Genomic DNA, 14543 nt, shown 5'->3' with positions numbered 1-14543 from the left:
ACCCTGAAAAAGTGTCGCTCAGGGAGGCGACCCCGAAGATGGGTGCTTGGCTTATGATCGTCGCCGCGGCCGCGCCGCAGGCGGCCGAAGCTCAATCTGCGCCGGTGGCTGCGCCGCCCGAGCGAGGCGTGATCGCCTATCCGCCGGCCTTCTTCGCCGACATCCGACCGGTCACAGCCTACGACATGGTCATTCGCCTGCCTGGCTTCACCTTCGACAAGGGCTCGACGGTGCGCGGCCTGGAAGGCTCCGGTGGCAACGTGCTGATCGACGGTCGCCCGCCGTTGGCCAAGAACGACCCGCTGGAGGACATCCTGCGCCGCATTCCGGCCGACTCGGTCGCGCGCGTGGAGGTGATCCGCGGCGGCGCGCCGGGCATCGACATGGAAGGCCGCTCGGTGCTGGCCAACGTGGTGCGCAAGCAGGTGGCCGGCTTCCGGGGCTCGGTGCAGCCCTACTTCGACGCGGTCTACGATGGCCGGTTCCTGCCCGGCGTCCGCTTTGAGGGACAGTGGACCCTTCCGGGCGGGCGGACGGCGGAACTCAGCCAGACTTTCAGCACCGGCCATTTCCCGAACGACGAGAACGGCGACGGCGACCGCATCCGCTATGCGCCCGACGGTCGGACCCGGCTGATCGATTCCGAAGTCGACGCCGACCAGCACGGCCACCGCGTCCAGACCACGGGCGCCTTCACGACGCCCTTCCTGGGCGGGCTCCTCAGTCTCAACGGCGCGCTCCAGTTCAACTATGGCGCGCTCGAGCTCTACGACACCGACCGGATCTCGGGCGGCGTGGAGTACGAGAAGTCACCTAACAAGCGGGGCCAGCACGAGGCGGGCATGCGTTTCAGCCGCCGGCTGAGCGACACCGTCGGACTGGAGGCCGTCCTCTTCCAGCAGGTGTTCATCCAGGACCAGCGTTCGCACTTCGAAGCGCCGACCCTGACGCGCGACTTCGCCCTCGACCGCAAGAACTACGAGACGGTCGGGCGGGTCCAGTTCAACGTCACGCCCCGGCCGGGCATGAAGATCGAGGTCGGCAGCGAAGGCGCCTACAACCGGCTGGACAGCCAGACACGGCTCAGCATCAACGGCCGGGCGGTGGCGCTGCCCGCGGGCGACGTCTTGGTCGAGGAACTGCGCGCCAACGCGATCCTGCGGGGAACCTGGCAGGCGACGCCGCAGCTGACCCTGGAGGCCGGTGGGCGTCAGGAGGTCTCGCGTGTGACGTCCGAGGGCGACGTGACCCTGGAGAAGTCGCTGCATTTCCTGAAGCCTCGGGCGGCCGTGACCTGGAACCCGAATGCGCTGATGCAAGTGCGCATGCGCGTCGAGCGCGAGGTGGGCCAGCTCAACTTCGACGACTTCGTCGCCTCCCCGAACGTGGCTTCGACGGGCGTGGTCGTGGCTGGAAATCCCGACCTGACGCCGCAGCAGGCGTGGGTCTATGAAGCGACGCTCGAGCGGCGCTTCTGGAAGGACGGTTCGATCGTCCTGACATATCGCCGGTTCGACTTGTCGGACGTGGTGGATCGCCTGCCCATCGTGAACTCTGCCGGCGTCGTCTTGGCCGACGCGCCGGGCAACATCGACTCCGGGACGAAGAACGAGATCGCCATCGGCCTGACCGCGCCGCTGGACCGCCTGGGCATCGGGGCCGCTCAACTGAAGGGCCAGGTGACCTGGCGCGACACCAAGGTGCTGGACCCGCTGACCTCGTCGAACCGGCAGATTTCGACGCTGCACCCGGTGGACTGGGAGCTCCACTTCAGCCAGGCGCTGCCGGACTGGAAGATGACTTGGGGCCTGGATTTGCTGGGCGGGTTCCGCGAGCGGGTGTTCCGGTTGACCGAGATCGAGACGAAGAAGGTTTCGCCCTATCTGATCCTGTTCACCGAGCATCGTCTGGCGCCGGACCTGACGCTGCGCGTCGAGGCCAACGGCATCAACATGCGCGCCGCCAAGCGCATCCGCGAAGTCTACGCCGGACCTCGCAGCCTGGGCCGCCTGACCTACACCGACTATCGGGACCTGGAGTGGGGCGGCAACCTGATGGTGCGGCTGCGCAAGACGTTCGGGCGCTGAGGCGCTAAGCCTCTCGCATGGCCCGCCTGACCTTCGCCGAAGCCCTGGACGTCCTGGTGCTGCTGCGCGAGCTGTCGGCGTCGCCGGACGCCGACGAGCAGATGCGGTTCGTGCGGTTCTGCCTGGAGCGCCTGACGGGCAGCCACAGCCAGCTGCTGCAGGATCTCTGGGTCGCCTGGGAGCTTGCCGAGCAGCGCGACGGGTACTTCGTGGAGTTCGGGGCGCTGGACGGGAGGACCTCGTCCAACACGCTCTACCTCGAAGAGGCGCTGGGATGGTCCGGCATCCTGGCAGAGCCGGCGCGGGCGGCGCACCCGTATCTGGCGCGCCGGTCCGCCCATGTGGATCAGCGATGCGTCTGGGTGGAGAGCGGCCAGCGGCTGTTGTTCAACGAGTGTCGACCGGTGGATCATTCCACCATCGACAGCTACTCGGACGGCGACCTGCACGCCGACAGCCGCCGCGGCGGAACGCGTTACGAGGTCGAGACGGTGTCGCTGGACGATCTGCTGCGCCACTGGCAGGCGCCGCGCCGCATCGACTACCTGTCGGTCGATACCGAGGGCTCCGAGTTCGACATCCTGAGCGCCTTCGACTTTGCCGCGTGGGACGTGCGGCTGATCACCGTGGAGCACAACTACACCGCCCGCCGCGACGCGCTGCATGAACTGCTGACGGGCCACGGCTTCCGGCGCAAGTTCGCGGCGCTGTCGCGCGCCGACGACTGGTACGTGCGTTAGCCGCTATCGCACCGGCGCGGCCGATCCGCCGGTCTGGCGGGCGTCGTGGCCTCCGAACATCGTCGCCCCCGCCAGGGGGCTTCCGCCCAGCGACAGCACCCGATCGCGCGTCTGACCCGGCGCCTGCGTTGGCGCGCCGGTGACAATGCCTTCCGCGATTCCCCACGGCCCCTCGTCGCTCAGCCGGTGGCCACGGGCTTCCAGGAGGCGACGCGTGTCGGGCCGTCGGCGAGGCGCAGCGTCATGAAACCGCCGCCGCCGATGTTGCCGGCCTGCGGGTAGACCACCGCCAGGGCGTAGCCCACGGCGACGGCGGCGTCGACGGGGTTGCGGCCACGCCTCAGAATGTCGGCGCCGACATCCGAGGCGAGGTGCTGGGCGCTCACCACCATGCCGCCGCTGCCGGCGATGGGAGCGGCGGGGGAGGCGGCGTGCGCGACGCCGGCGAGCAGAGCGCCGATCGACGCGACCAGGGTCGCCGCCCATCGGCGGAGCGAAGACGCTTGGGGGACCAGGGATCGCATGGAGGTTCCTAGGGCGCCGGCGTCAGCTTCATCACGACACCCGCGTCACCCTCGACGGCCCCACGGCTGAAGCGCAGCGGCACGTAGGCGCCGGAAGCCCAGAGCGGGAACAGGTCGCGGTAGTGGACGCTCATCGGGTCGCCCGACTGGCCGGGGGTGTTGATGGCCATCGAGTTGTCCCAGGCTCCGACGTCCAGCACCAGCCGCACCGAGGCGCCAGATGTCTGGCGGAAATCGCTCGGGTTCCAGGTGGCCGCTCGCGGTGTCGAGGATGAGCCGGGAACCTGTTGCGGCCCCACGCTCATCTGGGCCGCCAGCTGGGGATCGGCCAGACCGGCCGCGGCGGGAACGAACCGGGCGTGGTGCAGGCGGCCCCAGGTCCACGTGGACATGTCGGGCCCGAGGCGCCCCTTCAGCTCAACGATTGCGGCCTTCAGGCTCGCCTGCAGAACGGGCGTGCGTGCATCCGGCGACTGGCCTTCCAGCCAGGTGAGCAACGGGTCGGGCGAGCTGGCGCCGATCAGCGGCCGGGCGGCCTCCTTCGCGGCGACGGCCGAGACCGCGGCGCCCAGGTGCTTCACCGCCCAGGTCTCGTAGAGGCTGGCCGCGACACTGTCGGTGGCTTCGTCGCCGTTCCAGGACTTGAGATAGGTCAGCGCCTTCGCCACGTCGGGATCGGTGGACGTCAACGACTGTAGCAGCGCCACGCCGCGGCGGGCCTGCGGACTGACGCTGTCGGTCTGCAACGCCATGGAGTCGCCCAGGCTGATCTTCGGCAGGCCGTTCAGCACCTCATGGATTCGGATCGAACGGCTGGGGTCGGCCCATTCGAAGCCCAGTTTGCGCTCGGCGCGGGGGTACTCGGGCTCGGCCGGGATGTTCATGGCGTTGGCGGTGGCGAAGAAGCCCGCGGCGGGGTTCTTCACGACGGGCAATTCGCCGTCCTTGCGGAAACCGGCCCACTCGTAGCGTCCGTCACCGGGCACGGGCGTCAGGCCATCCCAGTTGGGCCGGACCGGCGTGCGGGCCGCGACGGCCCACCCGATGTCGCCCTTCGTGTCGGCATAGACCAGGTTCAGCGGCGGGGCGCCCCACTTGTCGCGGGCGGTCTGGAAATCGTTCCAGTCCTTGGCCCGCCACATCCGCGACGAGCCGAAGTAGCCGGCCAGACCAGGCTCGTTCCAGACGGTGCGGATCGCGAAGGCGCGCGTGGCGTCCTGCCAGATCACGGGGCCATGGCGGGTGAAGCGGAGTTCGACCGTCTGAGGTGCGCCGCCCTTGACTTCGATGGTCTCGCTGACCGTCCTCATGGGCTCGAAGCCGCCCTTGTAGCGGTAGGCGTTCCCGCGGACCTCGTAGGCGTACAGGTCCTCCTGGTCGACGTAGTTGATGGTGATGCCGAACGCAGTGGTCCCGTTGTGGCCGAACGAAACGCCCGGCAGCGCGGGCTCGCCGGCGCCTATGATCGACAGGCCCGGCGCGTCCAGGTGGGCGATGTAGCGCAGAGCCGGCGCGCCCACCGGGCGGTGTGGATCGTTGGCCAGGATCGGGCGGCCGGTGGCGCTGCGCGACGCGGCGATCGTCCAGTTGTTAGAGCCCTCGGCGGCGCGCTCGTCGATGACCTGCGCCAGCGGCTTGGGCGCCTCTGTCTCGGCGCTCTTGATGAGCGGGCCGAAGCTGACGGGGTCGGTGGCCAGGACGTAGTCGTTCAGCACGTTGGCCGGGACCGAGCACGGGTCGAGGCCTTTTGGCATGACAAGCTTGCGCGCGGGCTCCAGCTTGCGGCGCAAGGCGTCGGCCTCGGGACCGCCGGCGCAGACGGTCAGGGCCCGGGCGACCTCGGAGGTGACGTTGCTGACCAGCGCGTGGCTGCGGATGCGCAGAATGTCTTCCGGGTTCCAGTCCTCGGGCTGGCTCTTGGTCAGCTTGAACTCGACGGGCAGCGGCCGCTGGCCGGCGCGGACCTCGCCCACATAAGCATTCACGCCGGCGGCGAAGGCCTCGACCGCCTCGCGGCCGATCGGATCGTACGACGCCCATTCAGCCGCCATGTCGCCGCGATACAGGAAGAGGCGCGCCGCGCGGTCCTGAGCGACGTAGGCGGGGCCCAGGCTGGCGGAAAGACGGCCCAGTCCGCGCTTGCGCCACAAGTCGATCTGCCAGAGCCGGTCGCGTGCGGCGTTCCAGCCTTGCAGGAAGAAGGCGTCGCGGGTGTTCGCCGCATAGATGTGCGGCACGCCCCAGCGGTCGACGATGATCTCGGCGGGCTGGGAGAGACCGCGGACCGGCGCGGCTTCCTGGCGGACAGCGGTGGTGACCTCGGCATGCGCCGCGCTGGCGCCCAGCAACACGGCCGCACCCGCGACCAGACCCTTCAACATCCCCAAACTCCCCTGTTCGTTGCCGCGATTGTGGACCGGGCCGGGCGCATCCGTCCAATGGGTCTCGCGTCGAAAGGCCCTGATGCTCAAGCTGGCCCTTGCGTTGCCGCGCGGGTCATCCGCTAGGGTTCCCGCCTCATCAGGAAGGAATACCCATGATCGGCTACGCCACTATCGGCACGAACGACCTGGAACGGGCGACCAAGTTCTACGACGCGGTGCTCGCCACACTGGGCGGCGCCCGCACCTTCGCCAACGGCGACCGCATGCAATTCTACGGCAGCAAGGACACGCCCGGCATGATCGCCGTGAGCAAGCCTTACGACGAGAAGCCGGCGACGGCGGGCAACGGCTCGATGTTCGGCCTGCCGGCGGCCTCGAAGGAGCAGGTTGATGCGGCCCACGCCGCCGCGCTCGCGGCCGGCGGCACGTGCGATGGCCCGCCCGGGCAGCGGCTGCCGACGTTCTACGGCGCGTACTTCCGCGACCCGGACGGAAACAAGATCTGCGTCTTCAAGATGGGCTGACGCGTGATCGGCTACACCACTCTCGGTGTCTCGGACCTCGAGCGGGCGCGGGCGTTCTACGACGCCGTGCTGGCCCCGCTCGGGGGACGCAGGACACTCACGTACGAGCGCTCCCAGTACTACGGCGGCCCGGGTCGGGGCGCGATGCTGGGGATCACCCTGCCGTTCGACGGCGCGCCGCAGAGCGTCGGCAACGGCGTGATGGTGGCGCTGTCCGCCGACACGCCTGAGCAGATCCACGCCACCCACGCCGCGGCGATGGCGGCGGGAGCGATCTGTGAAGGGCCGCCCGGCGACCGGGGCGGCGGCTTCTACGGGGCCTACTTCCGCGATCTCGACGGCAACAAGCTCTGCGTCTTCAAGATGGGGTGACATGGCCGCGCTGGAGCTGAAGCCCCCGTCGCTTGAGCTGTTGCCCGGGTTTGTGGAGGCTCTGCGGCGGGGATGGTCGCGGGACAATGTGGGCCTGGAGAAGACGATCGCCTCGGACCTGCGGCGCATCGACGAGGATGCGGCGGCGTTCGTGGCCTCGCTGGATGACGTCGAGGCCCGGGGCGCGCCCATCGAGTTGCCGGACGGGACGATGGCCAGGCGCCTGCCGGGCTACAACCGCTGGCTATGGGACGGCGAATTCTGTGGTTCGATCGGATTGCGCTGGGAACCCGGCACGTCCCTGCTGCCCGAGCACGTGTTCGGACATGTGGGCTACGCAGTCGTGCCCTGGAAGCGGGGGCGCGGTTACGCATCCGAGGCGGTGCGGCAATTGCTGCCGGAGTGCCGAGCCCAGGGCCTGACTTATGTGGAGCTGACCACCGACCCTGACAACATCCCGTCGCAGAGGGTGATCCGCAACAACGGGGGCGCGTTGGTCGAGGCCTTCGAGATGCCGAAGGCCTATGGCGAAGGCCAGAAGCTGCGCTATCGGATCGCGCTCTAGCGCGCGGCCGCCACTCGCCAGACGATCCCGCCCACGTCGTCCGCCACCAGAAGGGCGCCGCGCCCATCGACAGCCACGCCGACGGGGCGACCCTGGATCTTGTTGTCGGCGTTGAGGAAGCTGGTCAGGAAGGCCTGCGCCGGCATCTGAGGCCGGCCGCCCGCGAACGGTACGAAGACGACGCGATACCCGTTCAACGGCTGGCGGTTCCACGAACCGTGCTGACCGATGAAGGCGCCCCCGCGATAGGCCGCCGGGAATGTGTCGCCGCGATAGAATGCCAGGCCCAGAGAGGCTGTGTGCGGGCCCAGCGCATAGTCGGGCTGGATCGCACGCGCCACCATCTCGGGCCGCTGCGGCTGAACACGCTTGTCGACATTCCGGCCCCAATAGCTCCAGGGCCAGCCGTAGAAGCCGCCATCCTTCACGCTGGTGAGGTAATCGGGCGGCACGTCCGGGCCGATCTCATCGCGCTCGTTGGAGACGGTCCACATGACGCCGGTGGCCGGGTCGAAATCGAGACCGTTGGGGTTGCGGAGGCCGCTGGCGAAGACGCGGGTGGTGCGGCTTGCGATGTCATAGGCCCAGATCGCGGCGCGGCCTTCCTCGATGGCCATTCCCTTCTCGGCGATGTTGGAGTTGGAACCGACGGTGGCGAACAGCGTCGAGCCGTCGGGGCTGGCCACGACGTTCTTGGTCCAGTGGTGATTGATCCCGGCCGGCAGGGCGAAGACGGCGGTTCCCGGGCCGGCCACCGAGGTCTGGCCTGGCCGGTAGGGGAAGCTCACGACGCCGTCGGCATTGGCGACATAGAGTGTTGCGCCCACCACGGTCATCCCGAACGGACTCTTCAGGCCGGTGGCGAAAACCGACTCTGTCTCCGCGACTCCATCCCCGTCGGCGTCACGCAGCAGGGTGATGCGGTCAGCGCTGGGGACGATCGAGCCCACCTTCTTCATCAGCATCTTCTGGAAGAAGGCGCGGACACCCTTCTCTTCGGTCCCGGGCGGCTTCGGCGGCGCCGCGGCTTCGGCGGCCAGCACGTCGCCATTGGGCAGGACCAGCAGCCAGCGGGGATGATCCAGCCCTTCGGCATAGCGGGTGACCGTGAATCCGTCCGGCGCCTTGGGCGCCGCGCCCGCGGGCCAGCGCACCACGTCGGGAACGCCGATGGACGGGATCAGGCTGGTCTTTGGCGGGGGCAGCTTGGGATTCGGGCCGAATCCGACAAACGGGTCATCCGATCCGGGGGCGGTGCAGGCGGTCAGGCTCAGCGCCAGGGCCGCGGCCGGCCAGGGGTTTTGCATCGGCGTCTCCAGGAATCGGTCAGGGGCAAACGCTTACGCCACGGCGCCGTTGCCTCACGCGGCGAAAGGGTGGTGCAGTGGGCGGAAAGGGGAGTGACATGGACCTGACGCTGACGCCAGAACTGGCGGCCTTCCGCGACGAGGTGCGGGCCTTCCTGGAGGCGCACAAGGACCACCACAAGGACGGCGCGCCCAACGATCCTAAAGCCTGGCAGCGGACGCTGATCGAGGCCGGATATGCGGCCCGCACCATCCCGAAGGAATACGGCGGCTACGGCGCCGAGCCCGACATCCTGAAGGGCCGCATCATCGCCGAAGAGTTCATCGCCGCTGGCGCGCCCCGAGGCATGGCCGGGCAAGGCATATCGATGCTGGTGCCGACGCTGCTGGAGGTGGGGTCCGAGGACCAGAAGCGGCAGTGGATCGGCCCCACCCTGCGCGGAGAGGTGATCTGGTGCCAGGGCTACTCCGAACCGGGCGCCGGCTCGGACCTTGCCAACCTGCAGACCAAGGCGGTCGAGGATGGTGAGGATTTTCTCATAAGTGGCCAAAAAATATGGACAAGTACGGCTGCTCAGGCCGACATGATCTTCTGCCTGGTGCGCACGGAGCCTGACGCCGCCAAGCACGAGGGGATCAGCTACATCCTGTTCCCGATGAACACGCCGGGGATCGACGTCCGGCCGCTCAAGACCATGACCGGGCACGCCGAATTCAACGAGGTGTTCTTCACCGACGTGCGGGTGCCGCAGAAGAACGTCGTCGGCGGTCGCGGGCGAGGTTGGTTCGTCGCGAATACGACGCTCAAGCATGAGCGCGGGATGCTGGGCGATCCGAACGCTACAGAAGCTCGGCTCAAGGCCCTGATTGAACTGATGAAATCCGAGACGGTGGATGGTCATCGGATCATCGACAATCCGATCTTCCGCGACCGGCTGATGCAGCTGCAGGCGCGTGTATTCTCGATGAAGTTCAACGGCCTGCGCACGCTGACCGATGATACGGCGGGCCTGGCCCGGCTGGTTGTGAAGCTGCAGGGCTGCGAGCTGAACCACCAGGTGGCGGCGCTGGCGATCGACGCCCTGGGCGAGCTGGGGATCCTCTACCATGACGGACCCCACCTGCGTGCGAAGGGCGGCTGGCAGCGGAACTACATGTTCGACCTGGGCCTGATCATTGGCGGCGGGACGGCGCAGATCCAGAAGAACATCATTTCGGAACGTGGGCTGGGCATGCCGCGCGAACCCAAGACGGTGGGGGCGTAGATGCGGTTTGCGCTGTCGGAAGATCAGACCCTGCTGCAGGACAGCCTGACCAAGGCCCTGGCCGACCTGTCGTCCCTGGATCGCGTGCGCAGGTTCGCCGACGGCGGCGAAGCGACCGCGCCCGACATCTGGGCGGGCCTCTCCGAGCTGGGGCTGCCGGGCCTGTTGGTTCCCGAGGAGCATGGGGGGCTGGGCCTGGGGCTGCTGGAGGCCGCGCTGGCGGCCGAGGCGCTGGGTCGCGTCGTTGCGCCGACGCCCTTCCTGGGCTCGGCCGTCCTGGCGCCGCTGGCGCTGCGGCTGGGCGGGAGCGATGAGCAGAAGCGCGCCTGGTTGCCAAAGCTGGCGGACGGCGGGGCGACGGCGGGCGCCGCGATCTCCGAACCCATCGCCGGCGCTCGCGACGGCGCGGGCGTGACGGCGGAAGGCGGGAAGCTGACTGGCAAGGCGCTATTTGCCTTGGACGCGATGGCGGCCGACCTGCTGGTCGTGGCGGACCGCTCGGGCGTGCTGCACCTGGCGGCGAAGGCCGACGCGAGCGAGATCCTGCCCAGCATCGACGCCACGCGGCGGCTCACCGAACTCACGTTCAGAGGGGCGCCGGCCGAGGCGCTGTCGTCCAACCAGGCGCTGGACCGCCTGCGTGACGCGGCTTGGGTGATGATCGCCGCCGATACACTGGGCGCCTGCCAGACGATGCTCGACAGGGCCGTCGAGTACGCGAAGGAGCGCAAGCAGTTCGGCCGCACGATCGGCAGCTTCCAGGCCGTGAAGCACCTTTGCGCCGAGATGGCCGCCGAACTCGAGCCCGCCCGCGCGCTGGTCTGGTACGCCGCCTACGCCTTCGACAATGCCCCGGAGGAGGCCTCGCTGATGGCGGCCCACGCCAAGGCCCATACCTCGGAGATCGGCCGCTTCATCGCGCGCACGGCCACCGAGGTGCATGGCGGCATCGGCATGACCGACCTCTTGGGCCTGCACTACTGGTTCAAGCGCATCGGTCAGAACCGCCAGTTGCTGGGCGGCCCAGAACGCGTGCGTGAACTGGCGGCGCGGATGCAGGGGCTGGCGGCGTAGCGCGAACTACGGCTTCACGTGCTCAGGCTTACCCCTGTGCTTGGTCGAAGCCATTTCCTCGAGTTCCTTCTCGGACATCGACATCATCGACCTCGACGCGCCCTTCAGCCGGCGCTTGGGCGTGTCGCCGCGCTTGGCTGAGAGCGCGGCGCCGGCGGCCTTCTGCTGGGCGGCGGATTTGGCGGGCATCGGAGCATTCCTTGATTGTGGGGACGCCCGATGAACCCCCACACTGGCGCGCGGGTTCATGGCGCAGGCTGCGGGGAGACGAGATTGGCCGATCCGGCGGATACGGCAGGCAAGCGGGCGCAGATCGCGCGGCTGCGGGTGCGTCTGCGCGAGCTCTATCATGGCGACAGCCCGGGCGCGGTGCGGTTCCGCCTGTGGGTGATCGCCATAGACCTGCTGTTGATCGCCTTCTTCGTGGCCGCGCCGTTCCTGCGCGACTATCCGGCCTATCTGGTTGTCGACTACGCGGTGGCGCTGGTGCTGGCCACCGAGCTGGGCGCGCGTGCGTTGGCCGACACGAGCCTCAAAGCGTTCTTCCGGCGGTTCAGCGTCTGGATCGACCTGTTCGTGCTGGTGACGCTGCTGTTCCCGCTGACCCTGTTCAACCTGGCGTTCCTGCGGGTGCTGCGGCTGTGGTCGCTGTTCCACAGCGAGATCTTCTGGGCCACGATCGGACGGCGCTATGACGACACGCGCGTGGAGGATGTCTCCAAGTCGCTGGCGACCCTCATCACCTTCGTCTTCATCGCGACCGGGTTCGTCTACGCCAGCTTCGCCCGTTCGCATCCCGGCCTGGGCGGCTATGTGGACGCGCTCTACTTCACGGTCACCACACTCACGACCACGGGATTCGGCGACATCACGCTGCCCGGGACCTACGGCAAGCTACTGACGATCGTGATCATGATCAGCGGGATCACCCTCTTCGTTCGCTTCGCGCAGACCCTGATCCGTCCCTACAAGGTCAGGTTCATATGCCCTGACTGTGGATTGCTGCGGCACGACCCCGATGCCGTTCACTGCAAGGCGTGCGGGCTTCTTCTGAACATACCGAATGAAGAATGACGCTGGCATCAGAGCCGCGCGGCTACGCGCCACATGAGGCTGACTGCGGTCTGATATCCGTCCCGCGACCGCTGATGCTGGGCCGCAGGCGCTGGGGCGCCGGAGCACGGGCACATCGCCGACGACCGTGTGCTGGACGGGCTGTGTCGTGCGGGCGCGCTATGGAGCGGCGTGGATCTCTGCCTGATGCAACAAATGCTGGCGAATGTTACGCCGCAGGTGCACCTTGGGGGCACAACCTGTGGGAGTTTCTCTCATGTGTCTCGCCCGAGAGTTCAAGCCCCGGATCGGCGCCTCAGCCAGGGATGTGACCGCGTGAGGGTGACGCGCGTCGTCTGCGTCGCCTATGCCGCGACCTGCCTTGCCGTCCTGCTTTCGATCGGCGCCGGCGCCTTGGGGTGGCTGAGCCTGTCGCAAGGCTGGGCGGCCACCGTCGCGGACCTTCTGAGCATGCCTTGGAGCCTGCTGGTGGCGCAGATGTCGGACCCGGGGGCGGTCGGCGAGGTGGTGTTGGGCGCCGCGGCCATGACGCTGAACCTGGCGATCATCTTCTCGGTCGGACGCTGGTTGGCCGACCGTCGCGTCTGAGGCCCTTGCGGCGGCGGGGCTGCAATATTCGCGAACAGAACCCTTGTTATCTGTGCGTCGGGGATGGGGAGAGACGGTATGCGGCGGATCGTGGCGACGGCGTTCGCACTCGCGGTGGGCGGCATGGCCCTGGCTGGCTTTGGCGGTGGCGCGCTGCAGGCCGCCGACCCGGCGCCCCAGATCGTCGACGACTTCCAGCTCACCGATCACACGCGACTGGCGCACCGGCTCTACTACTTCGGTTATGCGCCCGCGATCGTGCTGATGACCCGTGAGAATGGCTCGACCGCCTCCAGGACCGGCGCGGTGGAACTGCAGAAGCTGGCCGACCAGCATGGCGGCAAGGGCGTCCTGTTCTACCTGCTGGACTCCAAGCTGGGCGACAGCCGCGACGCCGCCGCCGAGGAGGCCAAGGCGCAGGGGATCAGCATCCCGATCCTGATGGACGAGCAGCAGCTGGTGGGCGAACAGCTGGGTGTGAGCCGCGAGGGCGAGGTCTTCGTGATCAATCCCAAGACGTGGACCGTGGCCTATCGCGGCCCGATCTCGGGCGCCGGAGCGGCCATCGCGGCGGTGGCCGCGGGCCAGCCGGCGCCGCAGTCACGGGTGGCGATGACAACGGGCCGCACCATCGCCTTCCCAGAGCGCGAGCGCGCTGCGGCGTTCGCCAGAATTTCGTACGCCAGGGAGATCGCGCCGATCCTCCAGGACAAGTGCGTCACCTGCCACCTGAACGGCGGCATCGGCCCGTTCGCGATGGACAGCTACGACGTGGTGAAGGGCTTCGCCCCGATGATCCGCGAGACGGTGCGCACGCGCCGGATGCCGCCCTATTTCGCCGACCCCCACATCGGCGCGTTCAAGAACGACCAGGGCCTGACGGCCCAGCAGACCAAGCTGCTGGTTCATTGGATCGAGGCCGGCGCGCCGCGGGGCGAGGGGGCCGACCCCCTCGTGGTCAACAAGACCCGCGTAGCGTCCGAGTGGCCCGAGAACCTGGGCAAGCCCGACGTGATCGTCGACCTGCCGGCCTTCAAGGTGCCGGCCAGCGGCATCGTCGACTACCAGAACATGCGGGTGGCCAACCCGTTCAGCGAGAACACCTGGCTGCGCGCCATCGCGATGAAGCCCGGTGACCGCCGCGTGCTGCACCACGTCGTCTCCAACCACCGGCCTGCGCCGGGCTCGCGGCCGACGATTCCGGGCGGATCGGTGGGCTCATACACCCCGGGCGCCCAGCCCCAGATCATGGGCGACAACTCGGGCGCCCCGGTGCCGGCGGGCGGCGAGCTGAACTTCCAGATGCACTACACGACCATGGGCGCCGAGACGACCGACCGGAGCCAGGTGGGCTTCTACGTCCTGAAAGAGCAGCCCAAGTACGTGAAACGATCGGCGGTGATCGGCGACTTTGCGCTGATGATTCCGGCCGGCGCGGCGCGGCATAGAGAGACGGCGTACCTGACCTTCCCGGCCGACGCCTACCTCTACACGCTGTACCCGCACTCGCACTATCGCGGCTATCACGTCGAGCTGAAGGCCATCCTGCCGGACGGCAAGGAGACGATGCTGCTGTCGCTGCCGAAGTACGACTTCAACTGGCAGCGCGACTACGACCCGGTGAAACCGATCCTTGTGAAGGCCGGCACGAAGCTGGTGGCGACCTGGGTCTACGACAATTCGGTCCACAACACCGCCAATCCGGACCCGACGCGCAACGTCACCTGGGGCGAGCAGAGCCACGAGGAGATGATGTATTTCCGCGTGAACTATCGCTGGGCCGACGAGACGGTGACCAACCTGCGCAACGATCTGCAGCAGAAGCTGATGGGTTCGCTGATGGTGGGCGCGCTGGACGACAACGTCGACGGTCTCGTCCAGGCCAGCGAGCTGCGCGGCAGGATGGTCGCGATGCTGAAGGCCCGCTTCGCCGAGTTGGACCGTGACAAGAACGGCGGCCTCGACAACGGCGAACTGCTCGCCATGGGCGGCCGCCGGGCCATGCGCGATCAGGTCGAGGTCCCGGACCTGTAGGCTCG

Annotated in this window: 14 protein-coding genes; 10 read left to right on the top strand and 4 right to left on the bottom strand. The window is 68.3% G+C overall.

Translation table 11 applies throughout. The features are described from left to right. Nucleotides 1-38: 38 nt before the first annotated feature. Both EPN98_RS00675 and EPN98_RS00670 read left to right on the top strand, forming a co-directional pair. Nucleotides 39-2087 (top strand): TonB-dependent receptor, encoded by a 2049-nt coding sequence (locus tag EPN98_RS00675; RefSeq protein ID WP_293358847.1) that lies wholly within the window; start codon nucleotides 39-41, stop codon nucleotides 2085-2087. Nucleotides 2088-2104: 17 nt separating this feature from the next. Continuing rightward, a complete protein-coding gene (locus EPN98_RS00670) occupies nucleotides 2105-2827 on the top strand; it encodes an FkbM family methyltransferase (RefSeq protein WP_293358845.1) in 723 nt (240 codons plus the stop codon). A 179-nt stretch (nucleotides 2828-3006) separates the two neighbouring features. Here EPN98_RS00670 and EPN98_RS00665 read toward each other — a convergent pair whose 3' ends face one another. Both EPN98_RS00665 and EPN98_RS00660 read right to left on the bottom strand, forming a co-directional pair. Beyond that, the gene (locus EPN98_RS00665; protein ID WP_293358843.1) at nucleotides 3007-3351 is read right to left on the bottom strand and encodes a gamma-glutamyltransferase; all 345 of its coding nucleotides are present in this window, start codon (nucleotides 3349-3351) and stop codon (nucleotides 3007-3009) included. A gap of 8 nt (nucleotides 3352-3359) precedes the next feature. Further along, nucleotides 3360-5732 (bottom strand): penicillin acylase family protein, encoded by a 2373-nt coding sequence (locus tag EPN98_RS00660; protein WP_293358842.1) that lies wholly within the window; start codon nucleotides 5730-5732, stop codon nucleotides 3360-3362. Nucleotides 5733-5887: 155 nt separating this feature from the next. Here EPN98_RS00660 and EPN98_RS00655 point away from each other — a divergent pair, with 155 nt between their 5' ends. Genes EPN98_RS00655 through EPN98_RS00645 form a run of 3 tightly spaced genes read left to right on the top strand, consistent with a single transcriptional unit; the run spans nucleotide 5888 to nucleotide 7196 of the window. Continuing rightward, the gene (locus tag EPN98_RS00655; RefSeq protein ID WP_293358840.1) at nucleotides 5888-6259 is read left to right on the top strand and encodes a VOC family protein; all 372 of its coding nucleotides are present in this window, start codon (nucleotides 5888-5890) and stop codon (nucleotides 6257-6259) included. A 3-nt stretch (nucleotides 6260-6262) separates the two neighbouring features. Beyond that, the gene (locus EPN98_RS00650; RefSeq protein ID WP_293358839.1) at nucleotides 6263-6631 is read left to right on the top strand and encodes a VOC family protein; all 369 of its coding nucleotides are present in this window, start codon (nucleotides 6263-6265) and stop codon (nucleotides 6629-6631) included. Between the two features lies 1 nt (nucleotide 6632). Next, nucleotides 6633-7196, top strand: a complete 564-nt coding sequence (locus EPN98_RS00645) for a GNAT family N-acetyltransferase (protein WP_293358838.1) — start codon at nucleotides 6633-6635, stop codon at nucleotides 7194-7196. Here the strand turns inward: EPN98_RS00645 and EPN98_RS00640 are convergent. Next, a complete protein-coding gene (locus EPN98_RS00640; protein WP_293358837.1) occupies nucleotides 7193-8503 on the bottom strand; it encodes a sorbosone dehydrogenase family protein in 1311 nt (436 codons plus the stop codon). The two genes, EPN98_RS00645 and EPN98_RS00640, sit on opposite strands and share 4 nt — an antisense overlap. A 98-nt stretch (nucleotides 8504-8601) precedes the next feature. Here EPN98_RS00640 and EPN98_RS00635 point away from each other — a divergent pair, with 98 nt between their 5' ends. Continuing rightward, complete coding sequence (locus EPN98_RS00635) at nucleotides 8602-9768, top strand: acyl-CoA dehydrogenase family protein (RefSeq protein ID WP_293358835.1); 1167 nt, start codon at nucleotides 8602-8604, stop codon at nucleotides 9766-9768. Further along, nucleotides 9769-10842 carry an acyl-CoA dehydrogenase family protein gene (locus tag EPN98_RS00630; RefSeq protein ID WP_293358833.1) on the top strand — a complete coding sequence of 358 codons (1074 nt, stop codon included), beginning with the start codon at nucleotides 9769-9771 and terminating at the stop codon, nucleotides 10840-10842. A 6-nt stretch (nucleotides 10843-10848) separates the two neighbouring features. On the opposite strand, the gene EPN98_RS00625 is transcribed toward EPN98_RS00630, so the two are convergent. After that, nucleotides 10849-11031, bottom strand: a complete 183-nt coding sequence (locus EPN98_RS00625; RefSeq protein ID WP_293358830.1) for a DUF3008 family protein — start codon at nucleotides 11029-11031, stop codon at nucleotides 10849-10851. An 84-nt stretch (nucleotides 11032-11115) separates the two neighbouring features. Here EPN98_RS00625 and EPN98_RS00620 point away from each other — a divergent pair, with 84 nt between their 5' ends. The 3 genes from EPN98_RS00620 (at nucleotide 11116) to EPN98_RS00610 (ending at nucleotide 14538) form a co-directional block, all read left to right on the top strand. Further along, the gene (locus EPN98_RS00620; RefSeq protein WP_293358827.1) at nucleotides 11116-11916 is read left to right on the top strand and encodes a potassium channel family protein; all 801 of its coding nucleotides are present in this window, start codon (nucleotides 11116-11118) and stop codon (nucleotides 11914-11916) included. Nucleotides 11917-12231: 315 nt separating this feature from the next. Then, a complete protein-coding gene (locus EPN98_RS00615; protein ID WP_293358824.1) occupies nucleotides 12232-12504 on the top strand; it encodes a hypothetical protein in 273 nt (90 codons plus the stop codon). Between the two features lie 78 nt (nucleotides 12505-12582). Beyond that, nucleotides 12583-14538: a hypothetical protein gene (locus EPN98_RS00610; protein ID WP_293358821.1), complete on the top strand. Its 1956-nt coding sequence runs from the start codon at nucleotides 12583-12585 to the stop codon at nucleotides 14536-14538. Nucleotides 14539-14543 lie beyond the last annotated feature (5 nt).

Source organism: Phenylobacterium sp. (assembly GCF_004299445.1).
GTDB lineage: Bacteria > Pseudomonadota > Alphaproteobacteria > Caulobacterales > Caulobacteraceae > Phenylobacterium.
The sequence above is the reverse complement of the archived record's forward strand: the minus strand, read 5'-3'. Positions and strand labels throughout refer to the sequence as shown.

What these genes read in the sequence shown, in the direction of transcription:
- EPN98_RS00610 (WP_293358821.1), top strand. Translation starts at nt 12,583, where the DNA reads ATGCGGCGGATCGTGGCGACGGCGTTCGCACTCGCGGTGGGCGGCATG.
- EPN98_RS00635 (WP_293358835.1), top strand. Translation starts at nt 8,602, where the DNA reads ATGGACCTGACGCTGACGCCAGAACTGGCGGCCTTCCGCGACGAGGTG.
- EPN98_RS00645 (WP_293358838.1), top strand. Translation starts at nt 6,633, where the DNA reads ATGGCCGCGCTGGAGCTGAAGCCCCCGTCGCTTGAGCTGTTGCCCGGG.
- EPN98_RS00665 (WP_293358843.1), bottom strand. Translation starts at nt 3,351, where the DNA reads ATGCGATCCCTGGTCCCCCAAGCGTCTTCGCTCCGCCGATGGGCGGCG.
- EPN98_RS00670 (WP_293358845.1), top strand. Translation starts at nt 2,105, where the DNA reads ATGGCCCGCCTGACCTTCGCCGAAGCCCTGGACGTCCTGGTGCTGCTG.
- EPN98_RS00630 (WP_293358833.1), top strand. Translation starts at nt 9,769, where the DNA reads ATGCGGTTTGCGCTGTCGGAAGATCAGACCCTGCTGCAGGACAGCCTG.
- EPN98_RS00660 (WP_293358842.1), bottom strand. Translation starts at nt 5,732, where the DNA reads ATGTTGAAGGGTCTGGTCGCGGGTGCGGCCGTGTTGCTGGGCGCCAGC.
- EPN98_RS00640 (WP_293358837.1), bottom strand. Translation starts at nt 8,503, where the DNA reads ATGCAAAACCCCTGGCCGGCCGCGGCCCTGGCGCTGAGCCTGACCGCC.
- EPN98_RS00655 (WP_293358840.1), top strand. Translation starts at nt 5,888, where the DNA reads ATGATCGGCTACGCCACTATCGGCACGAACGACCTGGAACGGGCGACC.
- EPN98_RS00675 (WP_293358847.1), top strand. Translation starts at nt 39, where the DNA reads ATGGGTGCTTGGCTTATGATCGTCGCCGCGGCCGCGCCGCAGGCGGCC.
- EPN98_RS00625 (WP_293358830.1), bottom strand. Translation starts at nt 11,031, where the DNA reads ATGCCCGCCAAATCCGCCGCCCAGCAGAAGGCCGCCGGCGCCGCGCTC.